Source organism: Kitasatospora sp. NE20-6 (assembly GCF_045862635.1).
On the sequence record NZ_BPRL01000133.1, the window covers coordinates 1 to 4,744 of the forward strand.

The window sequence follows — 4,744 nt, forward strand, 5'->3', positions numbered from 1 at the left end:
TTCCGGAAGTCCTCCAACCCCACCGACGGACCCGTCCCACTCACGACCGACGGCACCCGACGCGCCGCCAGCCGCTCCACCACCTCCACCACCCCAACACCGATCTCCACACCATCACTCTGCAGCGCCGGATTGCGCCGGAAGGCGATGTCGGTGTCGAGCAGGGACAGCCACAGCGTCCTCCTCGCGGCGGTGTCCAGTGGCTGAAGTTCGGCGATCGGTGTGTCGGGTGAGGCGAGCCGGGCCGCCAGCAGCCCGACCCGCTCCTCGAAGCCGGTCGGCACCTTGGCGTCCAGGAGCCGGACGAAGGACCACCGGATGACATCGGGCGCGATGCGGTACGCGTCGAATCCGGCATGCTCCAGCAGCCCCAGCCAGCGGCCGAACCGCCGGGCCGCCTCCGCCGGCTCGTTGTCCATGAGGGCGCTGCGATAGCCGACCTCCTCCTGCAGTGCCATCAGCGCGGCGCGGCGCGGCAGGGTGCCGAGGCCGCCGAACTCGATATTGAACGCGATCCGCGCCATCACCGCGGGAACGGTCGTGCGGTGGGTGTCCATGGCCGTGGCGGCCGCCGGAGCGGGCCGGGCGTTCAGCACGAGGACCGCCTCGGCCAGCTCGTTGAGCGACTGCGCAAACACCCGTTCGGTCACGGGGTTGGTGCCGGCCATCTCCACCTGGTACTTCACTGCTGCGAGCTGGGCTTCCCCGTCCAGCTGGGCGCGGTCCGTGGCAGCCAGCACCGACCCGATGCGGGGAATCTCGGAGAGCCGCGTACGCAGGAGGTCGGGCGGCAGAAGTCCTCCTGCGACGGCCAGTGTCCCGTCCGTTGTCAGCGATTTGATCCTCTGGGAAAGCGCGCTGAAGGTTTCGTGGACTTGGCTGCCGCCGAGCAGCGCCGCCATCTTGGCAGGTGCCATACCGCCGTAGCCGGACGCGTACCACTCCCGTTCGCTCTTCGCCAGTTGCAGGGCGTTGGTGAATCGTGCGGTCACCAGGGTGGTGTTCTTCAGTGCTTCATGGACGATGCCCCCGAGGTCCTCCGCCAGTGCCACGGTGTCCACGCCGGGGTCGGTGCCGCCACTGCTGAAGGCGAGCAGTGCCTCCATCGTTCGCTGGAGCGGGACCGGGTCGAGGGGCCGGTCGCCGAGCAGCGCCAGGACGACGGCCCGAAGCACCAGACCCAGGTCCGCCTGACGGGCGACCAGTCGGGCCACCTGGTGGGCCGCAGTGGTGTAGTCGGCCAGGTCGAGCGCCCCGTCGAAGACCAGCGGCACCATCGCCGCCAACCGGTCGACCGCCCCCGAGACCTCCGCCAGCGCCTCGTCCGACAGCGGCACCGGCTCACGCGGCACCCGGGCCGGCCTCTGCACCACAAGGTCCACCGGATACGACCACTCCGCCGACAGCTTCTGCAGCGCAGCCCGCACCCCGCGCACCTCATCCTCGAAGTCCGCCCCGGGGGCCGGGACCTGCCTGCCCGCCGCCTCCACCAACGCATCCAGCACCACACCCGCATACCGCGCCGGCGGCGCCACATCACCCGGATGCTTGCCCTTACGGCCCCGCACCACCTGACCGATCCCGTCGAGAATCGAGTCCCGCCACTTCTTCCCCTCCGACACCCGCTGCGGACCCGCCACCACCCTCAGGTGCAACTCGAACAACCGCTGTACATGTTCACCCAACTCCGGCAGCCGGAAAGCATCCGCCAGATGCCCGAACACACCCGTCCGCGCCACCCTCTCCCGCACCACCGCCACATCCGCAAACCCGAACCGCACCAACTCCACCCATGCACTCGCCACCGTCTCCAACTGTGCCGACACCCTCGCATTAGGTTCGTCGGAGGTTGCATTCACCATCGCCACATGAGCGAACGACGGCTTGAAGAACTCCGCCTGAACCTCACGAACCAACCTCAGCGCTCCTTCTCTGATTCTCGCCGTAAAGGCTTCGGGGTTCGGGCTCAAATGCCGCAGCTGCTCAGCTTGGGCAATCATCAGCATCAGCCAGTACGGCGATGTCACGCCGGTCACCACTCGCTCGCGCGCCAGATCCCCGGTCAGCTGAACGACCCGATCCTCGGCCTGCTGTGCCGTCACCCCGCCGAGGGCGGTGACGGCCATCGCCCAACGAACGTCACTCACACCACCGTCGACGACCGCACACGTCACGCGGGCAGCACTCGGATCGGTGCTCCGCTCGGCTCCCTTCCGTACTGCGGCCGCCTCTCCGAGATAGGTCTCCACTTCGTTCTTCCGGAGAGCCCGCCGGATGGTTATGGCACACATGTTGTTGTGGAAGGCGAAATGGGCTATCCGGACGTGTGCCGCCCGGGGGCCGCCCTGAGCGGCGAGGAACTCGGCTTCGGCGGCCCTTAGCCTTGCCGTCACGGTCTGCCAGTCGGCCTCGTAGGTGTCCGACTCCGGGTCGTCGGCGTGTTGCACGAACGAAGCCATCGTCCGGACTGCGGTGAAGCCCTCCTTCGCCAGGGCAGCGGCCTTCGGCGACACCGTCTTCGCACAGTCGACCGCCAGGCTTGCGAAGGCCACCGCCTGCTTGTAGGGCACGTAGCCGAGCTCACGCGCGTGCCAGGCCTGCCGTCGCAGCTCCAGGACATGACCGGCGCTCCGCAGTTCGGCCAGCGGCGTCTTCATCTTCGGGAACCGGACGCCCAACTGCTCGATGTCCCGGCGGACCGCCTCGATCCGCTCGCCCGTCTCCCGCGCCCACACCGAGGCCCGGTCGTCCGTGCCCGACGCACGCTGCTGCCTTCCGGGCTTCGCCTGTCCATTGGTGAGCCGCTGCTGTTCCTCGGCCAAGTGGTCCAGCCGCTGCCGTACGGCCTCGACCGCCGTTGCCGATCCGGCCGAGCCGATCGCGTACCGGATGTCGCTCAGCCACATCCGCTGCTCGGTCTCGTGCCGGGACTTCAGCGAAAGCCTGCCGAGTTCCGCCGAGAGGCCGTCCACCGACAGCTCCCCGGCCTCCAGCAGCGCGATGCCGCTCGTCACCAGGACCTGCAGATGCTGGTCGTACACACTGCGGGGTACCGAAGCCTTGTGGAGCGCCACCGTCATCCCGCTGTGCAGAATCGCCAGCCATCGGCTGAACCGCACCGGCCAGGCTTCCGCTCCCGCCCAGTCCGCGCTGAGCTCCTGCAGACCGGCCAGCGCCCGCACCACATCGTCCGTGTGCTGCCGGAGGTCCGTCCCGGTCAGCAGCTGTGCCTCTATCGCTGCGCGAAGCGCCCCCAGCGCCGCGTCGACATCCGCGATGCCGACAAGCTTGCCGGACGCCGCGACCGACGCCAGCCGCTCCGCCGACACCACCGCCTCCAGCGTCAGCAGCGACTCCACCAGCACCCCCTGCTGGCCCTTCGCCAGCCGCCGCGCACGCGCCAGCGCATCGGCCACCTCACTGAGCAACTTGCCGAACGACAGCGAGCCCGCGGCCACCGCCCGCCGGCCGAGCTCCCACAACTCACCCACCCTCGCCGTGACCTGTCCCGCGCCCGCCCTCGGCTGCCACACGATCTCCGGCAGCACCACACCAGCAACCGGTTGCACCACCGCCACCGACACGTCGGACGAAGCGACGACTACAGGTACCTCTTGCGACAGCGCCGCCGGCTCCGCCACCAGCGACCGTTCCAGGGCGATCGGCTGCTGAACCGGCGCGGCGGAAGCCATGACCGTCTGTATCCACGGGTTCGGCGCGGCCGTCCGAGCGGCGGCGGGCTCGCGGTTGACCGGGAACACCGACTTGATCTCTCCGGCCACCGTGAAGCCTGCAAGCCAGTTCCCGTGCACGTCCGTCCCCAGGAACTTTCTGAGCAGCGAGTCCACACCGGCCTGCGCCGAGTTGAAACCGCCCGCAAGGTTCGCCTCGCCCGCCCGGACCGCGTTCCGGTACGCCTGCGCCGCGCTGTTCCGAATCTGTGCCCAGGTCAGATGCGCCGGGAAGAAGCTGCTCAGCTTCGTCACCGGCTGCCCCACCAGTGGCCGGTACTCCGCCACCGCATCGACCACACCGTTCGACAGGGGTTCCGTTCGCGACTCGGAAACCACGCGCACCCACCGCTGGGAACCACCGTCCCGTACCGCGATCCGCCCCACGGCATCCAGCTGGTGGCCACCGGACAACCATGCCGTCGTCAGGCCCGAGAACCGATCGGTGCTCACCTTCAACTCGAACGTCCTGATGTGCGCCCGAACCTGAGCCGGTTCGCCGAAGCTGACCCAGATGTCCTCGTCCCGGACCGCCGATCCGGCGGGTTGTGGCGTGGTTGTGGGCTGGCTCGATGCGGTCCCGCTCGATTTCTTCCTGGGCATCCACCGCACCAGCTCGCCCGGGGTGGTCACCATCCGGTCCACGCCGACCTCGTAGCCGCTCGCGCCGAGCACCGCCGGGATCTGCTCCCGCAACGCCGCCAGCAGATTCGGTCCGAGCTCGATCGGTTCGCCGCCACCGGCCGGCATCAGGGTGAACCGACCCGCTTCCCAGCTTTCCGGCTGTGGCAGCCCGTTCCCGTCGAAGGTGTAGCGCAAGGTCAGCACCGAACCGTTCGGCATGGTGAACACCGGGGCGTCCGCGCTCACCAGGTGCAGCCCCGGTGCCAGCTCCCGGATCACCTCCGCCGCCGGGCGGCCTCCGGCCACCACGCTGTTCACGTCACACCCGACGAACACCAGCAGCCGGCCGTCCGCCAGTGCCTTCGGCGCGATCACCTCCCGGTAGAACT

The 4,744-nt window shown here is 69.2% G+C and carries 1 protein-coding gene; it reads right to left on the minus strand.

The features are described from left to right. Positions 1-4,730: hypothetical protein (locus SNE206_RS39685; protein ID WP_407918459.1), on the minus strand; the 4,730-nt coding region annotated here is incomplete at its 3' end. Between the last annotated feature and the right edge of the window lie 14 nt (positions 4,731-4,744).